Origin of the sequence: Micromonospora sp. NPDC000442 (assembly GCF_042898635.1) — a bacterium.
Classification (GTDB): Bacteria; Actinomycetota; Actinomycetes; order Mycobacteriales; family Micromonosporaceae; genus Micromonospora.
In genome coordinates this window covers 1-25,439 of the sequence record NZ_JBIAYZ010000029.1, presented here as the reverse complement: position 1 = coordinate 25,439, position 25,439 = coordinate 1, and the positions used below count along the sequence as shown (strand labels likewise).

Annotated in this window: 24 protein-coding genes; 8 read left to right on the top strand and 16 right to left on the bottom strand. The window is 70.7% G+C overall.

The window, feature by feature from the left end; all coding sequences use genetic code 11:
- Positions 1 to 21 precede the first annotated feature (21 nt).
- From ACFY2A_RS28360 to ACFY2A_RS28310, 11 genes are all read right to left on the bottom strand, one after another.
- Complete coding sequence (locus tag ACFY2A_RS28360) at positions 22 to 1,041, bottom strand: amidohydrolase family protein (protein ID WP_387176100.1); 1,020 nt, start codon at positions 1,039 to 1,041, stop codon at positions 22 to 24.
- On the bottom strand, positions 1,041 to 1,565 hold the full coding sequence (locus ACFY2A_RS28355; RefSeq protein ID WP_387176098.1) for a 3-hydroxyanthranilate 3,4-dioxygenase: 525 nt from the start codon (positions 1,563 to 1,565) through the stop codon (positions 1,041 to 1,043). Before ACFY2A_RS28355 ends, ACFY2A_RS28360 begins: the two co-directional genes overlap by 1 nt.
- Positions 1,562 to 2,026, bottom strand: a complete 465-nt coding sequence (locus tag ACFY2A_RS28350; protein ID WP_363925488.1) for a RidA family protein — start codon at positions 2,024 to 2,026, stop codon at positions 1,562 to 1,564. Before ACFY2A_RS28350 ends, ACFY2A_RS28355 begins: the two co-directional genes overlap by 4 nt.
- 97 nt (positions 2,027 to 2,123) lie before the next feature.
- Positions 2,124 to 2,897, bottom strand: a complete 774-nt coding sequence (locus tag ACFY2A_RS28345; protein ID WP_387176096.1) for a 2-keto-4-pentenoate hydratase — start codon at positions 2,895 to 2,897, stop codon at positions 2,124 to 2,126.
- Positions 2,894 to 3,949, bottom strand: coding sequence for a 4-hydroxy-2-oxovalerate aldolase (dmpG, locus tag ACFY2A_RS28340; RefSeq protein ID WP_387176094.1), 1,056 nt, complete (start codon positions 3,947 to 3,949; stop codon positions 2,894 to 2,896). The genes ACFY2A_RS28345 and dmpG overlap by 4 nt, the downstream gene beginning before the upstream one ends.
- Positions 3,946 to 4,875, bottom strand: coding sequence for an acetaldehyde dehydrogenase (acetylating) (locus ACFY2A_RS28335; protein WP_387176092.1), 930 nt, complete (start codon positions 4,873 to 4,875; stop codon positions 3,946 to 3,948). The genes dmpG and ACFY2A_RS28335 overlap by 4 nt, the downstream gene beginning before the upstream one ends.
- Entirely contained in the window at positions 4,872 to 5,669 is a 798-nt protein-coding gene (locus tag ACFY2A_RS28330; protein WP_387176090.1) for a 2-keto-4-pentenoate hydratase, read from the bottom strand. The genes ACFY2A_RS28335 and ACFY2A_RS28330 overlap by 4 nt, the downstream gene beginning before the upstream one ends.
- Before the next feature lie 76 nt (positions 5,670 to 5,745).
- Entirely contained in the window at positions 5,746 to 7,227 is a 1,482-nt protein-coding gene (locus ACFY2A_RS28325) for a 2-hydroxymuconic semialdehyde dehydrogenase (RefSeq protein WP_387176143.1), read from the bottom strand.
- Positions 7,228 to 7,247: 20 nt separating this feature from the next.
- Positions 7,248 to 8,579 (bottom strand): FAD-dependent oxidoreductase, encoded by a 1,332-nt coding sequence (locus ACFY2A_RS28320; RefSeq protein ID WP_387176088.1) that lies wholly within the window; start codon positions 8,577 to 8,579, stop codon positions 7,248 to 7,250.
- Positions 8,576 to 9,859, bottom strand: a complete 1,284-nt coding sequence (gene kynU, locus ACFY2A_RS28315) for a kynureninase (protein WP_387176086.1) — start codon at positions 9,857 to 9,859, stop codon at positions 8,576 to 8,578. The genes ACFY2A_RS28320 and kynU overlap by 4 nt, the downstream gene beginning before the upstream one ends.
- 16 nt (positions 9,860 to 9,875) lie before the next feature.
- Positions 9,876 to 10,769, bottom strand: coding sequence for a tryptophan 2,3-dioxygenase (locus ACFY2A_RS28310; protein WP_387176084.1), 894 nt, complete (start codon positions 10,767 to 10,769; stop codon positions 9,876 to 9,878).
- A 148-nt stretch (positions 10,770 to 10,917) separates the two neighbouring features.
- Here ACFY2A_RS28310 and ACFY2A_RS28305 point away from each other — a divergent pair, with 148 nt between their 5' ends.
- From ACFY2A_RS28305 to ACFY2A_RS28295, 3 genes are all read left to right on the top strand, one after another.
- On the top strand, positions 10,918 to 11,397 hold the full coding sequence (locus tag ACFY2A_RS28305) for an Lrp/AsnC family transcriptional regulator (protein ID WP_363925474.1): 480 nt from the start codon (positions 10,918 to 10,920) through the stop codon (positions 11,395 to 11,397).
- A gap of 105 nt (positions 11,398 to 11,502) precedes the next feature.
- Positions 11,503 to 12,051 carry a hypothetical protein gene (locus ACFY2A_RS28300; RefSeq protein ID WP_387176082.1) on the top strand — a complete coding sequence of 183 codons (549 nt, stop codon included), beginning with the start codon at positions 11,503 to 11,505 and terminating at the stop codon, positions 12,049 to 12,051.
- A gap of 12 nt (positions 12,052 to 12,063) precedes the next feature.
- Positions 12,064 to 12,900, top strand: coding sequence for a class F sortase (locus ACFY2A_RS28295; protein WP_387176079.1), 837 nt, complete (start codon positions 12,064 to 12,066; stop codon positions 12,898 to 12,900).
- 124 nt (positions 12,901 to 13,024) lie between these two features.
- Here the strand turns inward: ACFY2A_RS28295 and ACFY2A_RS28290 are convergent, their stop codons facing one another.
- Positions 13,025 to 13,558: an HNH endonuclease gene (locus tag ACFY2A_RS28290; protein ID WP_387176076.1), complete on the bottom strand. Its 534-nt coding sequence runs from the start codon at positions 13,556 to 13,558 to the stop codon at positions 13,025 to 13,027.
- 251 nt (positions 13,559 to 13,809) lie between these two features.
- Between ACFY2A_RS28290 and ACFY2A_RS28285 the strand changes: the two genes are divergently transcribed.
- From ACFY2A_RS28285 to ACFY2A_RS28275, 3 genes are all read left to right on the top strand, one after another.
- Positions 13,810 to 14,862, top strand: coding sequence for a mechanosensitive ion channel family protein (locus ACFY2A_RS28285; RefSeq protein ID WP_387176073.1), 1,053 nt, complete (start codon positions 13,810 to 13,812; stop codon positions 14,860 to 14,862).
- A 223-nt stretch (positions 14,863 to 15,085) separates the two neighbouring features.
- On the top strand, positions 15,086 to 16,465 hold the full coding sequence (locus tag ACFY2A_RS28280) for an MFS transporter (RefSeq protein WP_363925479.1): 1,380 nt from the start codon (positions 15,086 to 15,088) through the stop codon (positions 16,463 to 16,465).
- Between the two features lie 63 nt (positions 16,466 to 16,528).
- Positions 16,529 to 16,957 (top strand): globin, encoded by a 429-nt coding sequence (locus tag ACFY2A_RS28275; protein ID WP_387176071.1) that lies wholly within the window; start codon positions 16,529 to 16,531, stop codon positions 16,955 to 16,957.
- Positions 16,958 to 17,000: 43 nt separating this feature from the next.
- Here ACFY2A_RS28275 and ACFY2A_RS28270 read toward each other — a convergent pair whose 3' ends face one another.
- From ACFY2A_RS28270 to ettA, 4 genes are all read right to left on the bottom strand, one after another.
- A complete protein-coding gene (locus ACFY2A_RS28270; protein ID WP_164447459.1) occupies positions 17,001 to 17,585 on the bottom strand; it encodes a YbjN domain-containing protein in 585 nt (194 codons plus the stop codon).
- Positions 17,586 to 17,715: 130 nt separating this feature from the next.
- Positions 17,716 to 18,396 (bottom strand): hypothetical protein, encoded by a 681-nt coding sequence (locus ACFY2A_RS28265; RefSeq protein ID WP_363925482.1) that lies wholly within the window; start codon positions 18,394 to 18,396, stop codon positions 17,716 to 17,718.
- On the bottom strand, positions 18,393 to 18,836 hold the full coding sequence (locus ACFY2A_RS28260) for a thioesterase family protein (protein WP_363925483.1): 444 nt from the start codon (positions 18,834 to 18,836) through the stop codon (positions 18,393 to 18,395). Before ACFY2A_RS28260 ends, ACFY2A_RS28265 begins: the two co-directional genes overlap by 4 nt.
- 14 nt (positions 18,837 to 18,850) lie before the next feature.
- Complete coding sequence (gene ettA / locus ACFY2A_RS28255; protein ID WP_363925484.1) at positions 18,851 to 20,527, bottom strand: energy-dependent translational throttle protein EttA; 1,677 nt, start codon at positions 20,525 to 20,527, stop codon at positions 18,851 to 18,853.
- A 344-nt stretch (positions 20,528 to 20,871) separates the two neighbouring features.
- Here ettA and ACFY2A_RS28250 point away from each other — a divergent pair, with 344 nt between their 5' ends.
- Positions 20,872 to 22,272, top strand: a complete 1,401-nt coding sequence (locus ACFY2A_RS28250; RefSeq protein WP_119579773.1) for a trehalose-6-phosphate synthase — start codon at positions 20,872 to 20,874, stop codon at positions 22,270 to 22,272.
- A 41-nt stretch (positions 22,273 to 22,313) separates the two neighbouring features.
- Entirely contained in the window at positions 22,314 to 24,875 is a 2,562-nt protein-coding gene (otsB, locus tag ACFY2A_RS28245; protein WP_363925490.1) for a trehalose-phosphatase, read from the top strand.
- Positions 24,876 to 25,439: the final 564 nt, after the last annotated feature.

The window sequence follows — 25,439 nt, the reverse complement described above, 5'->3', positions numbered from 1 at the left end:
GTATATACGATCCACCCGTCTTTATATACCGCCACGACCGAGGAAGCGCAGGGCGTTGGTGGAGAGCAGGTTGGTGCGCTGGGCATCGGTGAGGAAGTCGGCCTGGCGGACCACCGCACCGGCCGGGCGTTCGCCCAGCGGGTACGGGTAGTCGCTGCCCACCAGCACCCGCTCCGCGCCCATGGTGTCCACGAGCAGCCGCAGCGCCGGAGCCGAGAAGACCACCGAGTCGACGTAGAACCGGTCGACGTAGGAGCTGGGCGGGGCGGCGGAGGCACCGCGTACCAGATCGCCGCGGCGGTGCCAGGCGTTGTCGGCGCGCCCGAGCCAGAACGGGAAGCTGCCGCCGCCGTGGGCGAAGCAGATCCGCAAGGTGTCCGGCACCCGGTCGAACACCCCGCCGAGGATCATCGCCAGCACCGACAGGTGCGTCTCGGCAGGCATGCCGGTGAGCCACCGGGCCATCCAGCGGTTCAGCCGGGGACTGCCGGCCATGTCCCAGGGGTGGACGAAGACCGGCGCACCGACCTCGGCGCAGTGGGTCAGGAACGTCACGATGCCGGCGTCGTCCAGGTCCCGCTCGCCGACGTGATTGCCGATCTCCACGCCGACGTGGCCGGCCGCGAGGCAGCGGTCCACCTCGGCGCAGGCCGCGTCCGGGTCCTGCAACGGCACCTGGCAGAACGGCAGCAGCCGGCCCCCGCCCGCGGCGGTGACTTCCAGGGCCAGGTCGTTGAAGATCCGGGCCACCTTCACCGCCTGGTCGGCCGGGCGGTCGTAGCAGAAGAAGATCGGGGTGGGCGAGACCACCTGCACGTCGACCCCGTCGGCCGTCATGTCGGCCAGCCGGGTGTCGGCGTCCCAACACTCCGCGCCGACCGGGCGGAACGGCGTCTCACCGACCATGATCATGGCGTCGCGCTCCGAGTCGATTCGGAGCCAGGGCCAGCCGGATCCGCCGCAGGCGGCGGCCAGGTCCGGCCATCCCTTCGGTACGACGTGCGTGTGCACGTCCACCACCGGCGACACCGACGGCACCATCAGCCCTTGCCCGGGTGCAGGGCGCCGCAGTTGTCGCAGGTACGCGCCGACTCGTCGGCGTAGAACGCCGCGAAGACCGGTGGCAGGTCGGCGGCGATGTCCCGCACCTGCAACTCGACCTCGTGCACCTGGTGCGAGCACTCGGGGCAGTACCACTGGAACTTCTCCAGCGTCCCCTCCTCGCGTACCCGCTCGATCACCATCCCGATCGAGCCGGCCTCGGGTCGCTGCGGCGAGTGCGGCGTGTTCCGCGGCAGCATCCACATCTGACCCTCGCGCACGTGCACCGTACGCGGGCCCTCGGGCAGCATCAGGTTGATATGCATGTTGCCCTTGACCTGGTAGAAGAACTCCTCGTACGGGTCGACGTGGAAGTCGGTGCGCTGATTGGGGCCACCAACCACCATCACGATGAAGTCCTCGGAGCCGGGCAGCATCTCCTTGTTGCCCACCGGTGGCTTCAGCAGGTGCTGGTTCTCCGCGATCCACCCGGGGAAGCTGAACGGCTCGGCGATCTCACTCATGACTGGCCTCCTTCTGGGAGCAGGGCGACGGCCTGCATCTCGATCAGCAGGTGCGGATGCGGCAACTGGTGCACGGCGACCGTCGTCCGGGTCGGCCCGGTCGCGTCGAAGAACTCCGCCCACACCTCGTTGTATCCCCCGAAGTCATTCATGTTGACCAGATAGCTGGTCACCTGGACCAGGTCGGTCAGTTCGGCACCGACCGACCGCAGCAGGTCCGCGATGTTCTCGATCACCGCCCGCGTCTGCGCCCGGATGTCCAGATCGGTAGTGCCGAACTCGTCGACCGACACACCCGCGAACGTATTGTCCGCCCGCCGCGACGACGTCCCCGACACGAACACGAACCCGCCCGCCACCTTCACATGCGGAAAAGCCCCCCGAGGCACCGCCTTCCCGGCAACAACCCGAGCCCCGTCACCCCCACTCACGACAGACCTCCCCGAGAACCGGACGGACAGCACCCACCCCAGACCCCCACCCAGCCGACACCGACACCGTCCACCCCAGACCCAACCCACCTGGCACCGGCGCACGGACCCCCCACACCGTCTCCACTCACGAGGAACTCCGTAACGAGGCCGTGCCGAGCTTCTCGACCACCGCCCGGACATGAGCACCAGCACGCAACGGAACGGCAGCCGTCGCCGCGCCGGCCAGGAACACCCACCCTTCTCGCAGCCGCACCCCGTGCCGCCCCGCCAGCCGGATGCCCTCGTCGAGCGCCCGTCGCGGGTCACCGAGGATGGCCGCCGTGGAGCCGACCTGTGCCACCCGCCCGTCGATCTCCAAAAGCACACCCAGGTTTTCCAGCCCGTCCGGCACCGGTGACCACGGTCCGATCACGAACGCACCGGCTGAGGTGTTGTCGGCGATGACGTCGGGCAGGGCGAAGGTGAAGTTCGCGTACCGAGAGTCGATCAGTTCGATCGCCGGAGCGACCGCCCGCACCGCGTCGGTGAAGTCACCGACCGGTTCGCCGGCCTCGGGAAGCCGGTCCAGCAGGAACGCCACCTCCGGCTCGACCCGGGGATGGATGAACTCGGCCACGTCGACCGTGCCGCCGTCGGGAACCCGCATCACGTCGGTAAGCCGGCCCCAGATCACCTCGTCCACACCGACCTGGGCCATCTTCGCCTTGCTGGTCAGCCCCATCTTCAACCCGACCAGCCGCTCCCCCCGGGCCAGCCGACGCTGCACCAGGGCGGTCTGCACCGCGTACGCGGCGTCGACGTCCAGCCCGGTCTCGGCGGCGAGTTGAGCGGTCGCGGTGGCCGTGTCGGCAGCCGTGCCGAGGGTCTCGGCGATCCCGGCGATGTCCGGCCCGATCATGAGGTCTCCTTGCCAGCGAGGTCCAGCGCCACGTCGACGATCATGTCTTCCTGCCCGCCGACCATCCGGCGTCGGCCGAGTTCCACCAGGATCGAACGGACGTCCACGCCGTAGCGCGCCGAGGCCCGTTCGGCGTGGCGCAGGAAGCTGGAGTAGACCCCCGCGTACCCGAGGGAGAGGGTTTCCCGGTCGACCTGGACGGGTCGGTCCTGCAACGGGCGGACGATGTCGTCGGCGGCGTCCATCAACGCGAAGACGTCGCAGCCGTGCTGCCAGCCGTGCAGCCCGGCGACCGCGACGAAGACCTCCAGCGGCGCGTTGCCGGCGCCGGCACCCATGCCGGCGAGGGAGGCGTCCACCCGGACGGTCCGGCCGGCCGGCGACCCGGCCGGGCCGTCGCCGGCGATACGGCCGTGTTCGACGGCGATCACGCTGTTGGCCACCCCGAGGGAGAGGTTGTGGTGCGCGTGGATGCCGATCTGCGTGGTCGGCGCGAGCACCTGCCGGTACGCATCGACACGCTGCGCCACGTCGGACATCAGCAGCCGGCCACCGGAGTCGGTGACGTAGACGCAGTGCGCCCCGTACGACTCCATCAGTTTGGCCTGGGCGGCCAGCCCAGCCGGGTCGTTCATGTGGGACATCATCAGGAAGCCGGCCACGTCCATGCCGTTCTCCCGGGCCCAGGAGATGTGCTGCGCGGAGATGTCCGCCTCGGTGCAGTGGGTGGCGATCCGTACGCTTGTCACCCCAAGCGCCCGGGCGGCCTTCAGGTCGGCGATGGTGCCGATGCCGGGCAGCAGCAGGGTGGTCAGCTTCGCGTTCGTCATCACCTCGGCCGCCGCCGCGATCCAGTCGGCGTCGCTGGCCGCGCCGTGGCCGTAGTTGACGCTGGACCCGGCCAGACCGTCACCGTGGGCGACCTCGATCGCGGCGACTCCGGCGGCGTCGAGTGCGGCGGCGATGGTGCGGACCTGGTCGACGGTGTAGCGGTGGGCGATGGCGTGCATGCCGTCGCGCAACGTCACGTCCTGGATGTACAGCTCCGTCACTGGGCCAGCACCTCCGCCCGCAGGGCGACCAGCCGCTGCGCGGTGCGCAGCGCGGCCGAGGTCATGATGTCCAGGTTCCCGGCGTACGCGGGCAGATAGTGCCCGGCACCGGAAACCTCCAGGAAGACCGAGACCTGCAACCCGGTGAGCTGCCGCCCCAGCGACGGCACGTAGGTGTCGACGCGGTCGAACTGCACATCCTGCTTCAGTCGGTAGCCGGGCACGTACTCCTGCACGGTGGTCACCATGTCGCCGACGGAGGCGGCGATGGCCTCGCGGTCGGCGTCGGGGTCCGGGCAGAGGCAGTAGACGGTGTCGCGCATCAGCAGCGGCGGGTCGGCCGGATTGAGCACGATGATCGCCTTGCCTCGATCGGCGCCACCGACCACCTCGATCGCCCGCGCCGTGGTCTCGGTGAACTCGTCGATGTTGGCCCGGGTGCCCGGGCCGGCCGACCGCGAGGCGATCGACGCGACGATCTCCCCGTACGCGACCGGGGTCACCCGCCGTACCGCGGCGACGATCGGCACCGTCGCCTGCCCACCGCAGGTGACCATGTTGAGGTTGGTCTCGCCCAGGTGCTCCTCCAGGTTGACCGGCGGTACGACGTACGGGCCGATCGCCGCCGGGGTCAGGTCGATCACGGTCCGCCCGTGCGCGCGCAGCACGGCGTCGTTGTGCCGGTGGGCACCCGCCGAGGTGGCGTCGAAGACCAGGTCCACGTCGGCGAACTCGGGCATCGCGACCAGACCCTCGACACCCTGCGCGGTGGCGGCCACGCCGAGCCGGCGGGCCCGGGCCAGCCCGTCGGAGGTCGGGTCGATACCCGCCATCGCCACCATCCGCAGCGAATCCGACAGCCGCAGAACTTTGATCATCAGGTCGGTGCCGATGTTGCCCGACCCGATCACTGCCACACCCGTCATCCGTCAACCTCCCTGGAGGAGAAGCACGCCCGTACCGAGCCGAGACCGGAGATCCGCGCCTCGTACGACGCGCCCGGCGTCACCGGCACCATCGGGCCGAGTGCGCCGGACAGCACCACGTCACCGGCGCGCAGCGGATCACCGGCGCGGGCCATCGTGCCGGCCAGCCAGGCCAGCGCGTGCAACGGATTGCCCAGGCAGGCCGCTCCGGCCCCCACCGACACCGGCTCACCGGCATGTTCCAGAACCATCCCGCACAGCCGCAGGTCGACCTCGGCCGGCCGGCGGGGCGTAGTGCCCAGCACGAACAGGCCGCTGGAGGCGTTGTCCGCCACCGTGTCCACGATGGAGATGTCCCAGCCGGCGACCCGCGAGTCGACGATCTCGATGGCCGGCAGCAGATGGTCCACGGCGCGCAGCAGGTCAGCGGTGGTGACCCGTTCGTCGGGCAGGTCGGCGCCGAGCACGAAGGCGACCTCCGCCTCCACCCGGGGTTGCAGCAGGCGGCCGATCGTCACCTCGGCGCCGTCGGGCACCGCCATCGCGTCGGTGAGCACCCCGAAGTCCGGCTCGTACACCCCGAGGCTCTCCTGGACCGCCCGAGAGGTCAGCCCGATCTTCGCGCCCACCCGGCGCTGCCCGGCCGCCAGCCACTCGCCCACCTGGCGCTGCTGCACCCGGTACGCGGCACCGACGTCGCCCTCCGGAAGAAGTCGCCCGCGCAGCGGCGGGCAGGGCTTGCCGGTGTCGCGCGCCTCGGCCAGTTCCTGGGCCGCCGACTCAAGATCGCTCATGACGCCACTCCGCTTCGCTGCGTACCGCCATGAGACACGGCCGCACTGAGCCTGATGATTCGCTCGCTACGCTCGCTCATGACAGGTCCACGCAGACGTTCGTCAGTTCGGAGTAGAAGTCCAGCGAGTGCACGCCACCCTCGCGACCGATGCCGGAGGCCTTCACCCCGCCGAACGGGGTCCGCAGGTCGCGCAGGAACCAGGTGTTGACCCAGACGATGCCGGCGTCCAACCGGGCACCGGCCCGGTGCGCCCGGCCCACGTCACGGGTCCAGACCGTCGCCGCCAGGCCGTATTCGGTGCCGTTGGCCAGGGCGTACGCCTCGTCCTCGTCGTCGAACGGCGCCACGTGCACCACCGGACCGAAGATCTCCTCGCGGTTGGTCCGCGCGTCCGGGCCGAGCCCGGTCAGCACCGTCGGCTGCACGTACGCGCCGCCGTCGCGGGCGTCGTCGAACCGAGGCACCCCGCCGCCGGCGAGCACCCGGGCGCCCTCGGCCCGCGCCAGGTCGTAGTGCCCGAGCACCTTGTCCCGATGGCCGTGCGAGATCAGCGGCATGTTCACCGTCGCCTCGTCGGCCGGCCAGCCGTACGCCAACTCGCCGGCGCGTTCGGCCAGCCGCGCGGTGAACTCCTCGAACACCGGCCGCTGCACGTAGATCCGTTCGGTGCAGAGGCACACCTGCCCGCCGTTTGTGAAGCTCGACCGCACCGACCCGGCCACCGCCGCGTCCAGGTCCGCGTCGGCGAAGACCAGCCCGGCGTTCTTGCCGCCCAACTCGAAGCTGACCGCCTTCACCCCGTCGGCGGCCGCCCGCATGATGGCACCGCCGGTGGCCGACTCACCGGTGAAGGTGATCGCGTCGACGCCCGGATGGCGGGTGAGGAACTCGCCGGCCGAGCCGGGCCCGAAGCCGTGCACCAGGTTGAACACGCCGTCCGGCACCCCGGCCGCCGCCATCACCTCGGCGAGCAGCGTGGCCGACGCGGGCGTCTCCTCGCTCGGCTTGACCACCACCGCGTTACCGCAGGCCAGAGCGGGGGCGACCTTCCAGGTGAGCAGCAGCAGCGGCAGGTTCCACGGCACGATCACCGCGACCACGCCGACCGGCTTGCGCACCGCGTAGTTGAGGGCCCGGCCACCGGTCGGTGTGACCGTGGTGAACGACTCGGTCGGCGCGGTCGCCACGATCTCCGCGAAGGCCCGGAAGTTTGCCGCGCCGCGCGGAATGTCCAGGGTGCGGGCCTGCGAGATGGACTTGCCGGTGTCGGCGACCTCGGCGGCCACCAGGTCGTCGAACCGACGCTCCAGCTCATCGGCGATCCGGCGCAGCACCTCGGCGCGTTCCCGCTCCCCCGCCCGGCCCCACGGGCCCCGCAACGCCGACCGCGCCGCCGCCACCGCGTCGTCCACCGTGGCCGTACCCGCCTCGACCACCTCGAAGACCGGCTCGCCGGTCACCGGGCTGCGCTTGGTGAACCGGTTTCCGGCGTCGACGAACTCGCCGCCGACGAAGTTGCGGAGCAGACCGGGACCGTCCGGTGCCCGTCCGGCCATCAGTCGGGGATCCCAGAGCGTCATCCGCGCCTCCTGAACCCGAGCGCCACCGCCGCGCCGGCCACCGCCGCCAGGCCGGCCGCGGCCAGGCCGACCACCTGGTACTGCCGGCGGACCCGACGCCGCACCTGGGCGTACGGGACGGTGGAGAACGACACCAGCTCGTACTGGGAGACGTACCGGCCGGGCAGGGCACGCTCCAGCGCGTGCTCGACGCGCTTGCGGGCCCGGAAGACCGGGGAGGCGACCTTGTCGCGCATCTCCACGAAGTTGGCAAGCGCCATCCGGGCGATCGCCTCGGCGTTGTCCTGCCGGCGGTGCTGGAACAGCGGCAGCGCCGCCGACCAGTCCCCGGCACACTCGTCGAGGCAGCGGTCCAGCTCCACCACGTCCTCGAAGGCACAGTTCGCGCCCTGGCCGTAGAACGGCACGATGGCGTGCGCCGCGTCGCCAAGCAGGGCGACCCGCCCGTCGACCTGCCACGGATCGCACCGCACCGTACCGAGCACCCCGACCGGGTTGTGCTGGTAGTCGTCGACCAGGTTCGGGGCGATCGGCGGTAGGTCCGGATAGTGCTGCGCGAAATGCCGCTCGATCGCCGCCGCGCTGCCCAGCGAGGCGAAGCTGGCGGTGCCGTGGGTGGGCCAGAACAGGGTGCAGGTGAACGAGCGGTCCGGGTTGGGCAGCGCGATCATCATCGAGGTGCCGCGCGGCCAGATGTGCAGCGCACCCGGGTCCAGGGCGAAGTCACCGCCCAGCGGCGGGATGGTCAGTTCCTTGTAGCCGTAGTCGAGGAAGTCGACGCTCTCGGTGACCAGGTCGTCGGCGAGCAACTGCCCGCGTACGGCCGAACCGGCGCCGTCGGTGCCGAGCACCACCCGCGCGCCCGCGGTCACCGCGCCCCGCGGCGTCTCGAAGGTCATCGTCGCGGTGGCCGGGTCGAGCCCGACCAGCCGGTGCTCGAAGGCGATCCGCACCCCCGGCAGCTTGGCGGCGGCTTCCAGCAGGGCGTTGTTCAACGCGCCCCGGCTGATCGAGTTGATCGCCCGGTCGCCGGAGACGCTGTACGACTGGAATCCCGGTGCCCCGGCCACCGGATGGATCATCCGGCCCCGCATCGGCAACGCGTCCACCATCACCTGCTCGGCCAGGCCGATACGACGCAGCGCGTCGAGCCCCCGCTCGGAGAGCGCCAGGTTGATCGATCGACCCCGCTCGGGGGTGCCGCTGCGCGGGTCCGGGCGCCGCTCGTAGAGCGCCACCTGATGACCCCGGCGCGCCAGGAAGCAGGCCAGCAGACAGCCGGCCAGCCCGGCACCGACGACCGCGATCTCGTCGCGTTCCCGGGTCACCGGGCCACCTCCGAAACCGTCGCGGCCAGCGCGTCGGCGACCCGCCAGCAGTCGTGGTACGTCGAGTAGAGCGGCACCGGGGCGAACCTGACCACATCCGGTTCCCGGGCGTCGGCGACCACCCCGTGCTCGTGGCGCAGTCGCTTGGTCAGCTCGTTGGCGCTGCCCGCGCCGATGCGTACCGACAGCTGGCAACCGCGCCGGCTCGGCTCACGCGGCGTGATCACGCTCAGTGGCCGGTCGGCGGTGACCTCGTCCAGCAGCCGCTCCAGGTAGCCGGTGAGCCGGAGGCTGCGCGCCCGCAGCGTCGGCATGCCGACCGAGTCGAACAGTTCCAGCGAGGTGCGGACCGGACCCATCGCGAAGATCGGTGGGTTGGAGATCTGCCACGCCTCGACGGTGGTCGGTGGCCGACTGACCGGAGCCATCTCGAACCGGGTCTGCGCCGCCGTGCTCCACCAGCCCTCGAAGCGGGGCAGGCTGGCGTCGCCGTGGTGCCGCTCGTGCACGAAGACCCCGGCCAGCGCGCCGGGCCCCGAGTTGAGGTACTTGTACGAGCACCAGGCGGCGAAGTCGACGTCCCAGTCGTGCAGCGACAACGGCACGTTGCCCGCCGCGTGCGCCAGGTCCCACCCGACGACCGCACCGGCGGCGCGGCCGGCCGCGGTGATCGCCGGGATGTCCATCAGCTCGCCGGTGAGGTAGTTGACGCCGCCGAGCAGCACCAGCGCCACGGCGTGGCCCTCGGCCGCCAGGTAGCCGGTGACGTCCTCGGTGCGCAGGGTGTCCTCACCGGGACGTGGCGCGAGCCGGACGATCGTGCTGTCGGGGTCGAGGCCGTGGAATCGTGCCTGGCTGCGCACCGCGTAGCTGTCCGACGGAAAGGCGCTGTCCTCGATGACGATGCGGGTCCGCTCGCCCGTCGGCCGGTAGAAGCTGACCATCAGCAGGTGCAGGTTGACCGTCAGCGAGTTCATCACCACGGTCTCCGTCGGCAGGGCGCCGACCAGCCGGGCGGCCGGCGCCGTCAGCAGTTCGTGGTACGGCAGCCAGGGCCGTTCCGCCGCCAGATGCCCCTCCACGCCGAGCCGGCTCCAGGCGTCCAGATCTGCCAGGAGTTCGTCGCGGGTGGCCCTTGGTTGCAGGCCGAGCGAGTTGCCCGCCAGATAGGCGGCCTCCGGATAGCGACCACCGTCGGCCGGCGGCACGTGGAACAGGTGCCGGTGCCCCGGCTCCGCCGCGTCGAGGCGGAGTGCTTCGGCCTCGGTGTCGTTGCTCATCGTCGTCACGACCGCCTCACATCGCCGTCCGGGCGGACCACAGCTCCGGGAAGACCACCCGGGCCATGCTGCGTTGCAGCCACGCCAGCCCGGCGGAGCCGCCGCTGCCCACCTTGGCACCCATGGTCCGCTGCACCGCCTTGATGTGGTGGTGCCGCCAGTCGCCGAACTGCTCGGCCACCTCGGTCAGCGCCTCGCCGAGCACCCGCAGGTGGTTGTCCGGCCCGGTGTCGGCGTAGATCTCCACCCAGGCCGCCTCGACGGCGGGGTGCGACTCGTGTTCCGTGGCCACGTCCCGCTCCCGCAGGTCCGCCGGCAGGTCGTGACCGTGCCGGCCAAGCAGGGCGACCACCTCGTCCCAGACGCTCGGCGTGGCCAGGGCGTCGGTGAGCTCGGCGTACACCTCGGTCTGCCGACGGAACGGGCGGATCAGTGCCGGGTCCCGCAGCCCGAGCAGGAACTCCAGGTGGCGGTACATCGCCGACTGGAAGCCCGACCCCTCGCCGAGCAGGTTGCGGAAGCGGTTGAAGTCGGCCGGGGTCATCCAGCGCAGACCCCGCCAGGCGGCGTTCAGCCCTTCCAGGTGCAGCGCGGCTCGCCGCAGCGGGGCCAACGCCTCCCACACCCGATCGGCGCGCAGCAGCCGGGACGTCTCCCGCAGTTCGTGACAGGTCAGACCGAAGTACAACTCCATGATCTGGCTGACCATCAGGAAGGACATCTCGCCCGGGTCGGCGCTGAGCGGCTGTTGCAGCCGATGCAGCCTGCTGGCCTGCACGTACGCGTCGTACGGCACCCGCTCGGCGAATTCCAGGGTGGGCTCGCCGCCGTTGCGTGCGGCACGGGCCACGCGCTGCCGTGCAGTGACCGGACGCACCTCCGTCCGGGGGCGCAGATCCGTCTGCTCCATGCGTCCGCTCCTTCCGGGTCGCCCGTCCAGTCATGATCTCCCGCGAGGTTGGCCGGATGGAATGCCTCTTCAACGGCGCTTTCCGTGTCCGACCTGCGGAACGAAAGCCGCTCGCCGGGTTCGACCTGTCGCACGTAAGGTCACGTGCATGGACGAGATGGACTGGGCCCTGCTCCGCGAGTTGCAGGCCGACGCACGGTTGTCCTTCAGCGAGCTGTCCCGGCGGGTGCACCTGTCCCCACCCGCGGTCGCCGAGCGGGTACGCCGGTTGGAGGAGACCGGCGTGATCAGCGGGTACCACGCCCACGTCGACCTGGCCCGGGCCGGTCGCACCGTGGTCGCGCTGATCCGGATGTCCTGTTACGGCGCCCGCTGCATCCTGCACGACCCCGACGTCGCGCGGTGGCCGGAAATCCTGGAGATCCACCGGATCACCGGCGACGCGTGCAGCGTGCTGAAGGTCGCGGCCGGTTCGATCGGAGACTTCGAGGCGGTCATCGACCGCCTCGCCCCCTACGGCCAACCGTCGAGCACGATGGTGCTCTCCACCCCGCTCGCCTGGCAGCCCGTCACCTCGAAGGAAGAACCCCCGGTCAACGCCTCCGGTAGAGGGAAGGCTCCTTCCTGACGTTCGTCCCCGTCGCCGGGAGCCGGGTTAGCCGCCGGTGCAGGGGGAAAGCCAGCCGGGTCGCCCCAACAGGACCGGTACGCCGGTGCCGGGAGGGAGGGGATCATGCGAGGTCTGCAACCGTACGGAGGCGTCCACCACGCCCCGTCGACCATCGCCCGACTGTTCGGGGCGTTCGTCCTGATCGCGGCGTTCGCCCTGATCGGGCTGCTGGTCCTGCCCGGTGCGGCACCCGTCAGAGCGGGTGAGAACACCTTCGTCGAGGTGACGCCGAACAGCGTCCAGGCCGGCTCCCGGGTGAGCATCCGGGCCAGCTGCGACAACGCCAACGACCGCCAGGCCGAGGTGACCTCGGACGCGTTCAACCGGGTCTTCCTCCGGCCGGACAACGGCTTCCTCACCGGTTCGGCCACCGTGCCCAGCAACAAGGCGGCCGGCGACTACCCGGTGCACCTGCGCTGCGACAACGACCGGACCGCCAGCACCACGCTGACCGTGCTGAACATGGAACAGCCCACCAAGGGGCCGGCGACCGGTGGCGGCGGTACCGCCGACCGGGGCACCGGCTCGATGCTGCTGCTGGGCGGCGTCGCCACGGTGACCGCGGCGGTGGTCTTCGGACTGCTGAGCAGCCGGCGCCGGGCCGGTTCCTGACCCACCGTCGCCATGGCCGGCTTCCGCGTACCCACGCCGGAACCGGGCCCCGGTCCACGCCGGACCACCACCCGTCGGAGCCAGCGTGCCTGGCGGCGATTGGTCGCGGCGACCGGCCGGCTGGTCCGGGTCGCCGCGCAGATGGGTTCAGCCAGCGTCGCCACGCCCGATCCCGCGGCGGCGCCGCTGCCGCCCCGGCGGCCTCGCGCCTGGGCGGTGGGGACCAGACGCTCCGGTCACTCCGGCCCGGGGCTGCCGGTACTGGTGATCGGCTCGCTGATGCTGCTGATCGTCGCGATGCTCGGCGTCGAGCGACTGACCGGGCTGAGCCTGCTGCCGGACCGCTTCATCGCCGGACTCGCGCAGCCACCCAAGAAGTTCCCGCTGCTGGCGGCGAGCGAGCCGGTCGGCATCGAGATCAACAAGATCGACCTGGCGGCACCGGTGCACAACGTGGGCATCGCACCCGACGGCAGCATCGCCGCACCGCCGGCCGAGCGGGCCCAGGAGGCCGGCTGGTACGACCAGGGGCCCACCCCCGGCCAGTACGGCCCGGCCGTCATCGTGGGGCACGTCGACACCACCACCGGCCCGGCCGTCTTCCATCAGCTGCCGCAGTTGCGGGCCGGCGACCGGGTCGAGGTCGCCCGCTCGGACGGCTCGGTGGCGGTCTTCGAGGTCGACCGGGTCGACCGGTTCGACAAGGAACAGCTGCCCAGCGACGACGTCTTCGGTGACTTCAGCCGTCCCCAGCTGCGGCTGATCACCTGCGGCGGGCGGTGGGTCGGTGGGGAGACGGGGTACGCGGACAACGTGGTGGTGTTCGCTTCGCTTGTCGAGGCTCGTTAGGGCTCCCCCGAAAACCTGTTCGGCGCACTCCCCGTGCGGAAAGGCACGGGTGTCGTCCGCGCAGGCCGACGGGGATCTGCACGGGCGGGTGGAGATCTGGGAGGGTAGGCGGCCGGGGACTCGGTCAGGCGGCTTCGGGTTCGCGGAGATCCAACCAGTTGGCCCAGCGTGGGTCGGGGGCGCGGTGGCCGAGCACCCGCCAGGCGATCCCCTTCGGGGCGGTCGGCAACGCGTGCAGTCGCCAGCCCAGCTCGGCCGGGGTCTTGTCGCCCTTGGTGTGGTTGCACCTGGCGCAGGCGGCGACCACGTTCTCCCAGGCGTGCCGGCCGCCCCGGCTGCGGGGAAAGACGTGGTCGATGGTCTCCGCCGGGCCCCGGCAGTAGGCGCAGCGCCAGCCGTCCCGGGCGAAGATCGCCCGGCGGGACAGGCCCACGTGGGTGCGGTACGGCACCCGGACGAAACGGGTGAGCCGGACGACCGACGGCACCGGCAGCGCGCTGCGGGCACTGTGCAGAATGCCCTCACCGTCGGCGACACAGATCGCTTTGGCGGAAAGTACGAGAATCGCGGCACGACGTACCGACACGACACACAGCGGCTCGTAGGTGGCGTTGAGAACCAGCGCGCCGGAGCCCACCGTGGGTCGTATGTCAGGCATCGCGTCACCCTCCCGGTCAAGCGGCTTACCACTCGCCACCGCCGACCGGCGTCGGGCACAGCCCCACACCACGTCGACGCCGGCCGGATCACCGACGTCCGCTGCGCCAATCGTCCCTGATCGGACCCGCGAATGCACGTACTAATCCTGGCTACCCCCGGCGCTTTCCCCCGGCCGCGCTCGCCGGACCGGGCGGCACCGACCGGTGGGTCGACGGCGGACCCGCCGGTCGGTTGCGGTACGAAAACAGGGTGACCGTCAGCAGCCTCAGCCCCACCCCCGCCCCATCCAGTCCGGAGCCGGTCGAGACACCCAGCCCGGAGTGCCTGGACGAGGCCCTGTGCAAGATCGTCTGGAACTGGACCGACTCGGTGTGGTTCGCCGAGGGCAGCTTCTGGATCCTCGTCAAGCCGCTACGGATCATCGTGATCCTGCTGCTGGCGTTGGCCGCCCGATGGCTGGTGCACCGCACGATCCGCCGGCTCGTCCGCACCACCAGCGACGCCGGTGTGCCGACCATGCTCCGCCCGCTGCGCGAGCGCATCCCGACCGCCGCCACCGAGTCCGGCGAGTTCGTCCCGGAGCGTCGCCGGCAGCGGGCCGAGGCGATCGGCTCGGTGCTACGGAGCCTGAGCACCGCGTTCATCTTCGGCATCGCCCTGCTGATGCTGCTCAAGGAGTTCAGCTTCGATCTGGCACCGCTGCTGGCCAGCGCGGGCATCGCCGGCGTGGCGCTCGGCTTCGGCGCGCAGAGCCTGGTCAAGGACCTGATCGCGGGGCTGTTCATGCTGATCGAGGATCAGTACGGAGTGGGCGACAACGTCGACCTCGGCGAGGCGACCGGCGTGGTCGAGGCGGTCGGACTCCGGGTCACCACCGTCCGGGACGCACGGGGGGTGCTCTGGTACATCCGCAACGGCGAGATCATCCGGGTGGGCAACAAGAGCCAGGGGTGGGCGTTGGTGGTGGTCGACCTGCCGATCGGTTTCGCCGGCACCGAGGAGGCGACGGCCGTGCTGCGGACCGCCGCCGCCTCGATCGCGGTGGACCCGGAGCTGACCCAGTCGATCGTCGAACCGCCGGAGGTGCTCGGCGTCGAGCAGGTCACAGTGGAGGGCACGGTGATCCGCACGGTGGTGAAGACCACCGCCGACGGTCAGTTCAGCGTGGCGCGGGAGTTGCGTCGCAGGCTGGCCGAGGCGTTGGAGAACTCGGGTATCACGGCGAGGATCGCGGCGGGCCGCCTCTACCCCGGCATACCTACTCGATCTGCCTCCGAGACCGGTCAAGGTGGCGCCACCTGAGCCGACCGGCGGGGGTCGCGGCTGAGCGGCCCCCTCGGGTATCGTCCGTTCGTTCAGTCGGAGATGCGACCAACCAGCCGTTCGCCCTAGCCAGTTGTCAGACGATCGGGCAGAATCCGGTGCACGCGCTTACCGAGCGGTGTCACGTCCTCGCTGATCCGCAGACCTGACGATGGTCCCGGGCCGCCATCACGAGTGGCCAGACACCGGGACGATGGAGGCGATGGTGTCCGACGAGCGACCTTCTCCGGAAGGGCCGGCCACCTTCCGGGAGGTTTTCGCCCAGCGTGAGTACCGCGCCGTTTTCGCGGCCAGCACGCTGACCTGGATCGGTGACTACGTCGCCAGGGCGGCCGTCACCCTCCTGGTCTACCGGGAAACCGAGTCCGTGGCGCTGTCGGCCGCCGCCTTCGCGGTCAGCTATCTGCCCTGGCTGGTCGGCGGCCCACTGCTGGCCACGATCGCCGAGCGGCACCGGTACCGACAGGTGATGGTGGTCTGCGACCTCGTCCGGGTGGCGCTGATGCTGCTCGTCGCCATTCCCGGGATGCCGGTGCCGGTGATCCTGGTGCTCCTGTTCGCCACCACGCTGGCGAATCCACCGAGTCAGGCTGCCCGCTCGGCGCTGCTGCCGCTGATCCTGCCCGGGGACCGACTCGTCGTCGGGCTGTCCGTCAACGCCAGCGTGGGGCAGGCCGCCCAGGTGGTCGGCTACCTGCTCGGCGCCGCCATCGCAACGGTCAACCCCACCGCCGCGCTGCTGATGAACGCGGCTGCCTTCGCGCTGTCGGCGGTGCTCGTCCGACTCGGAGTGCACGACCGGCCACCGGCGATGAGCACCGCCCACCGCAGTCACCTGCTCCGGGAGACCGCCGCGGGCATTCAGATGGTCTTCAGGACGCCGGTGCTGCGGGCAATCGCCGTCCTGGTCTTCAGCGCCATGCTCTTCTCCATCGTGCCCGAGGGGCTGGCCGCCGCCTGGGCCAACGAACACGCGGGCGAGAGCATGGACCCGGGGCTGGCACAGGCGATGATCATGGCAGCCACCCCGGCGGGCTTCATCCTCGGCGGGCTGATCATCGGCCGTACCGTCGCACCGGCCCGCCGGCTGCTCCTGCTCCGGCCGTTGGCCGTGGCCGCACCACTGGCGCTGGTGCCCGCGTTGCTGGACCCGCCGCCGGCGGTGGTGGCGCTGCTCGCCGCCGTCTGTGGATTCGCAGTGGCCGGCATGATTCCGACGGCCAACGGGCTCTTCGTCCAGGCCCTGCCGGATGGCTTCCGGGCTCGGGCGTTCGGTGTCATGGCGACCGGCATGCAGGTCATCCAGGGTGCGGCCGTACTGGTGACCGGGTTGCTCGCCGAGCGGTTCCCGATTCCGCTCGTGGTGGGCGTATGGAGCGTCGCCGGGGTGGTGCTGATGTCGATCGTCGCCCTGCGCTGGCCCGACCAGCAGACCGTGGCCGCCTCCGTCGACGCCGCCCGAGCTGCCTCCGCCGCGAGCGGCGGGACCACCGCCCCCGGCGGATCGTCGGAGGACGCCTCTCCCGAGGATCCCGGTCCCGGGCACGTGGGTCCGGGGCGGCCGCGGCACGCGGTGACCTGAGCCACCCTCGTTCACCCCGTGCCGACCGGGCGAGCGCCCCGGCGGGCCTGGCAGGATGGAACGGTGAATTCCGCAGATGAGTCCGAAGGCCACGGCGAAGCGGTCACGTTCTTCGACGCCGTCGGCGGTGAGCCCACGTTCCGCAGGCTGGTCGAGGAGTTCTACGCCGGCATCGCCGCCGATCCACTGCTGCGCCCGATGTATCCGGAGGAGGACCTGGGCCCGGCCGCCGACCGGATGCGGCTCTTCCTCATGCAGTACTGGGGCGGCCCGAACACCTACTCTTCGCAGCGGGGCCATCCCCGACTACGGATGCGCCACGCCCCGTTCCGGATCGGCGCGGCCGAACGCGACGCCTGGCTGCGTCACATGCGCCGGGCGGTCGACAGCCTCGACCTGCCCCCGGCACTCGCCACGGAACTGTGGAACTACCTCGAACGGGCGGCGTACTTCATGGTGAACGACATGGCGGACCCGGCCGCCCAGGGCTGACCTCCACCGCCCCGCCACTCCCGGCGGGGCGGATGACCGCTGCTCAGAGCAGGGCGCCCTCGTCGTGCAGCCAGTCGACGAAGCTGGTGGCCACGGCGGCGCCGCAGTCGAGCAGCTCGACCAGGAGCGCGTCGTGGGCACCGGCCGCGAGCGGGACCTGCAATTCGGCGTAGATCGGCAGCTGACCGCGCTCGGTGGGGTCACCCACGTACGCCTTGCAGAAGCGTCGGGTGTGGTTCCACTCGTTGACCACCCGGTAGGCCCGGTCCGCCCAGTCCGGCGGCACCGTCGCGTGTGGTCGGGCCCGCAGCACGAGGATCTCGTCCTCCGGCCCCTCCAGGGTCACCAGCACCGCGTGCCGTTCCCACATGGCCAGCAGGTTGCCGTCGCCGTCGGCCAGGTAACGCACGTCGAGCAGGTCGAGCGCGTCGCAGATCCGACGCAGGGTGACCTGTTCGACGGTGGCTGGCATGTCGGCGATCAACGGACGCTCCGCAGCCGGGCAGTCGTCGCCCGGTTGGCGGGGCGCCGGCGGGCCGACCCGGACGGTACCTTCCACCATGATCCTGCTTCGAGTTTCCGGGTCACCGCCACTGGCGGGACCTGGACGCCATGACCACCACGGCATCGCTCGCGCACCTCACTCCCCAGCGGATCCGGTCGCCTACAGTGGGTGGATCCGAGGATGGACGGTACCCGGACAGCCGGAACGAAGCACCCCCCCAACGCCACCACCAAGCCGGAAGGATGAGTAGCGGTCATCCTTTCGCATGAGCCGCGGATGGCCGTACGAAAATATCGGTGGCCTTCTGCGACCAAATGGCTCCGTACGGTCCCACCAATCCGACCCATCGGCCAGCCGCACGTACCTGCACGCCGTCACCACCCGCCGAATCCTCGGACACGCCGAGGAAACCCATGCGAACCAGACCCTGCACCATCCGCTGAGTCACCTCCACCGGACGGTCAGGCTCGTCGTCGGGGGTGACCACCACCGCCACGTGGTCCAGCAGGGCGTCGCGCAGCACCCGCTGCCCCACCGTCCGGCCACCGACCCCGTGCTCGGCCGCCTCGCGCAGGGTGCCCGCCGCCGCCTCAGCCAGCCGGCGCAGTTCCCCGCCCGGCAGCGTCTCGACCCGACGGCTGACCGCCGGAGGCAGGGCCCACCGCCACTCCGCGTCGCGGCGGGCCGGCAGGTCCGCGCGGCCGGCCGCGAGTTCGGCTAGCAGTTGCCCGGCGGCGACGGTCACATCACCGGGACCCGCGCCGGCCACCGTACGCACGGCCAGCACTTCCCACGGCAGCCGCGCCCAGAGGGCGGTACGCGCGCCGACAGCGGCCGGCCTCAGCCGGACCAGGGCGGCGCTCTCCAACCGGACGAGGCGCGCCAGGAACGCCCCCGCATCGGCGACGTCGACGAGGCCGTGTCCGACGCTCACGACGCACCCGCCGGGGCGTAGCCGAGCAGGAACGTCCGCTCCGGCTCGCTGAGCCGCCGGGGCACCTGCCGGGCCAGGTCGAACGGCACCAGCACCGAACGCGCCCGGCTGATGAGCAGTTCGCCGTCGTACATCTCGTATCCGATGGTGAAGGACGCGGCCCGCAGCTGCTCCACCCACAGCTCGATCCGCACGGTGGGCGCGGTCTCGACGGTGGCCCGGTCGAGGGCGTAGTCCACCGGCCGCAGGTAGTCGACCTCGTGCCGGCGGATCACCACGCCCTCGGCGAAGGTGTCCACCCCGTACGCCCGGGCACCGACGAACATCAACGCCACCCGGGCCTCCTCGTAGAGGGTGAGGAAGCGGGCGTTGTTGACGTGGCCGTACGCGTCCAGGTCGGACCAGCGCAGGGTGCAGTGGTAGACGAACCGGTCAGCCACGACAGACCGCCCGGTCAGTCGCGGGTCAGCTTGCGGTACGTCACCCGGTGCGGACGGGCCGCCTCCGCGCCGAGTCGGTCGATCTTGTTCTTCTCGTACGCCTCGAAGTTGCCCTCGAACCAGAACCACTTCGACGGGTCCTCGTCGTCGCCCTCCCAGGCCAGGATGTGCGTGGCGACCCGGTCCAGGAACATCCGGTCGTGGGAGATCACCACGGCGCAGCCAGGGAACTCCAGCAGCGCGTTCTCCAGGCTGGAGAGGGTCTCCACGTCCAGGTCGTTTGTCGGCTCGTCGAGCAGGATGACGTTGCCGCCGATCTTGAGCGTCAACGCCAGGTTGAGCCGGTTACGCTCGCCGCCGGAGAGCACCTTTGTCGGCTTCTGCTGGTCGGGGCCCTTGAACCCGAACGCCGCGATGTACGCCCGCGAGGGCATCTCGACCTTGCCCACCATGAGGTGGTCCAGTCCGTCGGAGACGACCTCCCAGACGGTCTTGTCGCCGTCCAGGCCCTGCCGGTTCTGGTCGACGTAGGACAGCGAGACGGTCTCGCCGACCCGGACCCGGCCGCCGGTCGGCTCCTCCAGCCCCACGATGGTCTTGAACAGGGTGGTCTTGCCGACGCCGTTCGGGCCGATGATGCCGACGATGCCGTTACGCGGCAGCGAGAAGGAGAGGTTCTCGATCAGCAACCGCTCGCCGAAGCCCTTGGTCAGGCTGTTCGCTTCGATGACGGTGTTGCCCAGGCGCGGGCCCGGCGGGATCTGGATCTCCTCGAAGTCCAGCTTGCGGGTCTTCTCCGCCTCGGCGGCCATCTCGTCGTACCGGTCGAGGCGGGCCTTGGACTTGGTCTGCCGGGCCTTGGCGTTGGAGCGCACCCAGTCCAGTTCGTCGGCCAGGCGCTTCTTCATCTTGGCGTCGCGGCGCCCCTCGACCGCCAGCCGGGCCGCCTTCTTCTCCAGGTAGGTGGAGTAGTTGCCCTCGTACGGGTAGGCGCGGCCACGGTCCAGCTCCAGGATCCAGTTGGCCACGTTGTCCAGGAAGTAGCGGTCGTGGGTGATGGCGACGACGGTGCCGGCGTACTTGGCCAGGTGCTGCTCCAGCCACTGCACGCTCTCGGCGTCCAGGTGGTTGGTGGGCTCGTCGAGCAGCAGCAGGTCGGGGGCCTCCAGCAGCAGCTTGCACAGGGCGACCCGGCGGCGCTCACCGCCGGAGAGCTGGGTGACGTCGGCGTCCGGCGGCGGGCACCGCAGCGCGTCCATGGCCAGTTCGAGCTTGGAGTCGATGTCCCACGCGTCGGCGTGGTCCAGCTCCTCCTGGAGCCGGCCCATCTCCTCCATCAGCTCGTCGGAGTAGTCGGTGGCCATCTGCTCGGCGATCTTGTTGAACCGCTCCAGCTTGACCTTCGTCTCCGCGACCGCCTCCTCGACGTTGCCGAGCACGGTCTTGGCGTCGTTGAGCGCCGGCTCCTGCGCGAGCATCCCCACGGTGAAGCCGGGCATCAGACGGGCCTCGCCGTTGCTCGGCTGATCCCAACCCGCCATGATCTTGAGCAGGCTGGACTTACCGGCGCCATTCGGACCGACCACCCCGATCTTGGCGCCCGGCAGGAAGTTCAGCGTCACGTTGTCGAGCACGACCTTGTCGCCGTGCGCCTTACGCGCCTTGTCCAGGACGTAGATGAACTGGGCCACGGTGCGGGCTCCTCCGTCGCTTTCGATCGCCGATTTCGCGTGCCACGGGCGCGGGCCAGGGCCGCCGTCCGTCGCCGTCGGCCGGGAGCCGGCCGCGCGCACGCCGTTGTCAATCCTGACAGGTACGCCGGGCCGCGCCCACATCGCCCCGCCAGACCGGGTCCGCCGGGGGCCGGGTCACCGCCCCGAAGGCCGGTCGGGGCGGCTCACCTGTCAACATGATCACGTCCAGGGTTCGCCGAGTTCGGGGCGGGTAGGTGAGTCCGGCACAGGGGAACAGACGCCGCAGCTACGCTCAGTACGCTCATCGCGGTGGACCCGTCAGCACCCGGAGGTGGCCGATCGTGACCGTCCGTAGCTCCTTTGTCGTAGTGGCAAACCGACTGCCGGTCGACGAGGTGAGCACACCCGAGGGACGGCAGTGGCGACGCAGCCCCGGCGGGCTGGTCACCGCACTGCATCCCGTTCTCGCCGAGCACCAGGGCACCTGGGTCGGCTGGGCAGGCGGCACCGGCGCGGCCCCCGAGCCGTTCGACCTGGAGGGTATCCGGCTACATCCGGTGCCACTGAGCGCGGAGGAGCTGGAGCGCTACTACGAGGGGCAGTCCAACGCGACGATCTGGCCGCTCTACCACGACGCCGTCGAGACGCCCGCCTACAAGCGCCGCTGGCGTGAGGCGTACCGCCTGGTCAACGCCCGGTTCGCGGAGGCCGCGGCGGAGGTCGCCGCCGAGGGGGCGACGGTCTGGGTCCAGGACTACCAGCTCCAACTGGTGCCGGCGATGCTCCGGGAGCTGCGCCCCGACCTGCGGATCGGCTTCTTCCTGCACATCCCGTTCCCGCCGATCGAGCTGTTCATGCAGATGCCGTTCCGCACCGAGATCCTGCGCGGCCTGCTCGGTGCCGACCTGGTCGGCTTCCAGCAGCGGCTCGCCGCGCAGAACTTCGTCCGGCTCGCCCGGCACCTGCTGGGGCTGCGGTACGAGGGCCAGATGATTCAGGTGGACGGCCGTCAGGTCAAGGCCGGCGCCTTCCCCATCTCGATCGACACCAAGGAGATGGAGCGGTTGGCGGCGGACCCGGCCATCCAGGCGCGGGCCAAGGAGATCCGCGAGGAGCTGGGCAACCCCCGGACGATCATCCTCGGCGTCGACCGGCTCGACTACACCAAGGGCATCGAACTGCGCCTCAAGGCGTTCCGCGAGTTGCTAGCTGACGGAAAGTTGACAGTGCCCGACGCGGTTATGGTGCAGGTCGCCACACCGAGCCGCGAGCGCGTGGAGCACTACCAGGCACTTCGCGTCAAGGTCGAGCGCGAAGTTGGTCGGATTAATGGCGAATTCGGCCGGGTTGGCGTGCCGGCGGTGCATTATCTGCATCAGTCGTACAGTCGGACCGAACTGGCTGCGATGTACGCCGCCGCCGACGTGATGATGGTTACTCCGCTGCGAGACGGAATGAACCTGGTGGCCAAGGAGTACGTCGCATCAAGGGCGGACCACGGGGGCGCACTCGTACTCAGTGAGTTCGCCGGCGCCGCCACCGAGCTGCGTCAGGCGTTCCTGTGCAACCCGCACGACCCTGACGCGGTCAAGGACGCTCTGCTACGGGCCGTGCATGTGGAGAAGCCGGAGGCTCGTCGCCGTATGCGGACAATGCAACGCCATCTGCGCACCCACGACGTGGGGCACTGGGCGAAGTCCTTCCTCACCGAACTCGGTGTGCCCGACATGGAGGCAGCGTGAACGCGGCGTCCACCGAGAACGTCACGCCCGTCGCGGGCCCGATGGATCCGGAACTGCGCGCCGCCATCGGGCGGATCGCCCGGGTACCCCAGCTCCTGGTGGCCTGCGACTACGACGGCACGCTCGCACCGATCGTGGAGGACCCCAGCAAAGCCGTACCGCTGCCGGAGTCGGTGGCCGCGGTGCGGGCCCTGGCGGCGCTGCCGCAGACCACCGTGGCGGTCGTCTCCGGCCGCGCGCTGCGCGACCTGGCCGCCCTCTCCCGGCTGCCAAGCGAGGTTCACCTGGTCGGTAGCCACGGCTCCGAATTCGACATCGGCTTCGTCGAGCGGCTCTCCCCCGAGCTGATCGCCGTACGCACCCGGCTGCGCGACGCCCTGCGGGACATCGCCGCGGCCCACCCCGGCGTCCGCCTGGAACGCAAGCCGGCAAGCGTCGCCGTGCACACCCGTGGGGTGGATCCCCAGGTCGCCGCCGCCACCATCGACGCGGTCCGCAGCGGCCCGGCGACCTGGCCGGACGTAACCGTCACCCAGGGCAAGGAAGTCATCGAGCTCTCCGTCGTGGCCACCCACAAGGGCACCGCCGTCGACCAGCTGCGCACCCAGCTCTCGGCCAGTGCGGTGCTCTTCATCGGTGACGACGTGACCGACGAGAACGCCTTCGGCAACCTGCACGGTCCGGACGTCGGCATCAAGATCGGCCCCGGTGAGACCAAGGCCGGTTACCGGGTGGCCGAGCCGATCGAGGCCGCCCGAGCGCTCGGGCTGCTGCTGGAGACCCGACGGCACTGGCTGTTCGGTGAACGGGCGGTACCGATCGAGCGACACTCGATGCTGGCCAACGGTCGAACGGTCGCGCTGCTCACGCCGGACGCCAAGGTGAGCTGGCTGTGCAATCCCAAACCCGACTCGGCGGCGATCTTCGCGGATCTGGTCGGCGGCAGTCCGGCCGGGCACTTCAGCATCGCACCCGAACGGGGCGGCATTCCGCTGGGCCAGCGCTACCGGTCGGGCACGATGACCGTGGAGACCCGCTGGTCCGGTCTCACCGTCACCGACTGGCTGGACAAGCCGGACCCCAGGGCCACGCCGGACGGCCCGGCGATCATCTCTGGCGACTCGACCCTGGTCCGGGTACTCACCGGCACCGGTCGGGTGCGCCTCGAGTTCGCGCCCCGGCCGGAGTTCGCCCAGGTCGCCGTACAGCTCCAGCCGCTCGGTGATGGCCTGCTGGTGCTCGGCTCCAACGAACCGGTCGCGCTCTACTCCCCCGGCGTGCAGTGGGAGGTCGGCAACGACGGCGGGTACGAGACCGCGAAGGCGGTGGTGGACCTCGCCGCGCTCGGTGGTCAGGTGGTGCTGGAGCTGCGTTTCGGTACGCACAGCCTGGAGCATCACCGGCTGCCCATCCACGAACGGCAGGCAGCGGCCGAACGCCCTTGGAAGGACTGGGTGGCCTCGCTGCGACTGCCGACCACCGCCCGGGACCTGGTCGCCCGCAGCGCACTGACGCTGCGCGGCCTCTGCCACGAGGCCAGCGGCTCGATCCTGGCGGCGGCGACCACCTCGCTGCCGGAGGAACTGGGCGGAGTCCGCAACTGGGACTACCGCTACTGCTGGCTGCGTGATGCCGCGATGACCGCCCGAGCCCTGGTCGACCTGGGCTCGATCACCGAGGCCGAGGCATTCCTGCGCTGGGTGGACGGCTGCGTGGAACGCACCGGCGGGCACCCCGAGCGGCTGCACCCCCTCTACACGGTCGACGGCTACGAACTGGGTGCCGAGGCGGTCATCGACACCCTGCCCGGCTACGCCGGATCTCGCCCGGTACGCGTCGGCAACCTCGCCAACCACCAGCTCCAACTCGACGTCTTCGGCCCGATCGCCGACCTGATCGCCGCCACCGCCGACGTACGCGGCTCGGTACGCGCCGAGGAGTGGCGGGTGCTGGAGAACATGGTCGAGGCGGTCCGCCGCCGCTGGCACGAGCCGGATCACGGCATCTGGGAGGCCCGCCTACCACCCCGGCACCACGTCTTCTCCAAGGTGATGTGCTGGATGACCGTCGATCGGGCGCTGCACGTGGTACGCCAGCACGGCGGCGAGGACCGGCCGGAATGGGTGGAACTGCGCGACCGGATCGGTGCCAACGTGCTGGAGTACGGCTGGCACGAGCACGCCGAGGCGTACAGCGTCGCGTACGGCGACGAGGACATGGACGCCTCGTCGCTGTGGATCGGGATCTCCGGACTGCTGGCCGGCGACGACCCCCGCTTCCTCTCCACCGTGTTGAAAATCGAGGCGGACCTGCGCAGCGGCCCGGTCGTCTACCGCTACCACTGGGACGACGGCCTGCCCGGCCGCGAGGGCGGCTTCCACATCTGCACGGCGTGGCTGATCGAGGCGTACCTGCGCACCGGCCGGCGCACCGACGCCGAGGAACTGTTCATGCAGATGATCGACACGGCGGGCCCGACCGGACTGCTCCCCGAGCAGTACGACCCGCTGGCCGAGCGCGGCCTGGGCAACCACCCGCAGGCGTACAGCCATCTCGGGGTGATCCGCTGCGCGCTGCTTCTGGACAACATGCTCAAGCAGTAACGAATGGTCAAATCGGAGCGGCCGGAGACCCCTGACCTCCGGCCGCTCCGCCTTGCGCCCTCCGGCCCCCACTTGCCCCGTTGATCATGAGGTTAGCGGCAGTTTTAGAGATCAAAAGTGCGCCGCTAACCTCATGATCAACGTTCAGGGCTGGGGTTTGGGGGGCCTGCCCGGGTTTGGGATTTCGCCATGTATGGGCGGTTTGGGACCAGGGTCGTACGCTGTCGGGGTGGGGGCGTTGAACACTTGCGAACGGCCGTGGACGACCGCCCCCGAGGTGGGGTGGCCCGGAATGTTGGCGGGTCGGTGGTCGTTACATATCCCTGAACGGCCGAGGTAGACCGCCTGCCGCAGGCTAGGTGGGTGGGTGTGGCCCGGGAATGTTGGTGGGCCGGTGGTCGTTGGACATGGTCCCGGCGGCGTGAAGTGGCGATACGGCCCCGCGTGCCGGAGGACCTTTTTCCCCCTTTTTGTTTGAGCGCCTGTCGGTGCTTGCGTGCGCCTGACCGATCCCCCTTCGGTGTGGGTGTGCGTCGACCCCCGAATTGGAGCTTTGTCATGAAC